This window comes from Mycolicibacterium novocastrense (genome assembly GCF_001570485.1).
GTDB lineage: Bacteria > Actinomycetota > Actinomycetes > Mycobacteriales > Mycobacteriaceae > Mycobacterium > Mycobacterium novocastrense.
Genome location: NZ_BCTA01000015.1, coordinates 1 through 1003, shown reverse-complemented (window position 1 = coordinate 1003; position 1003 = coordinate 1). Strand labels below are relative to the sequence as shown.

The following is a 1003-nucleotide window of genomic DNA, read 5'->3' as shown; positions in this document are numbered from 1 at the left end:
GCCCCAACACACCAGATCGCCGGTGCGATACATCCGTTGTCCCGGGCCGCCGAACGGACACGCCACAAACCGCGACGACGTCAACCCAGCCCGCCGCCAATATCCGTCCGCGACGTGGGCGCCTCCCACGTACAACTCGCCGACCACCCCGGCAGGCACCGGACGCAACCAGTTGTCCAAGACGAACAACGCCGCCGCCGGCAGCGGCGAACCGATCGGCGGCGCACCCGAGCCCGCAGCCAACGGCACACTCTTCGATACGTAGATCGTGGTCTCGGTCGGACCGTAGGCGTTGATCATCACCCGACCCGGCGCCCACCGATCCACCACATCAGCCGGACACGCCTCACCAGCCAACACCAACGCCGCGCCTTCCAGACCCTTTGGCGACAACATCCTTGCCGCGGAGGGGGTTTGATACACGACGCTGACTTTCTCGGCCACCAGCAGCTGATGCAGATCGTCGGGCGACCCCGCCACCGACTCGGGCACGATCACCAACCGGCTCCCGTGCAACAGAGCACCGAAGATCTCCCACACCGAGACGTCGAAGCTGTGTGAATGCCACTGCGACCAAGTCTCGCCCGGCCCTGCGGGCAGATCGACGGGCAACAACTCCAATACCTGAGTCACATTGCCGTGCGTGACCGCCACACCCTTGGGCGCACCCGTCGTACCGGAGGTATAGATCAGATACGCAATGTCATCAGCGTTCGGCACCGGCAATGCAGAACCCGAATAGCGTTCGACGGCGGGATCATCTATTTCGATGACCGCTACCTCAGGCCCATCCAACCGCGAGCGCAACTCCGCTGTCGTGACCGCCGCGACCGGCTCGGCATCGGCAAGCATGAACTCCAACCGCGCCGCAGGCACCGCCGGATCGAACGGCAGATAGGCCGCCCCCGTCTTGAGCACCGCGAGAATTGAAACGATCGCCTCAGCAGACCGCGGCACCAACAGCGCCACAGACCGCCCCGGACCCGCTCCCCGATCAATCAAC

1 protein-coding gene is annotated in these 1003 nt (G+C 65.0%); it reads right to left on the bottom strand.

Translation table 11 applies throughout. From position 1 onward, the window contains the following. The coding region (locus RMCN_RS04405) for an amino acid adenylation domain-containing protein (protein WP_131808526.1) at positions 1 to 1003 on the bottom strand (1003 nt) is incomplete at both ends.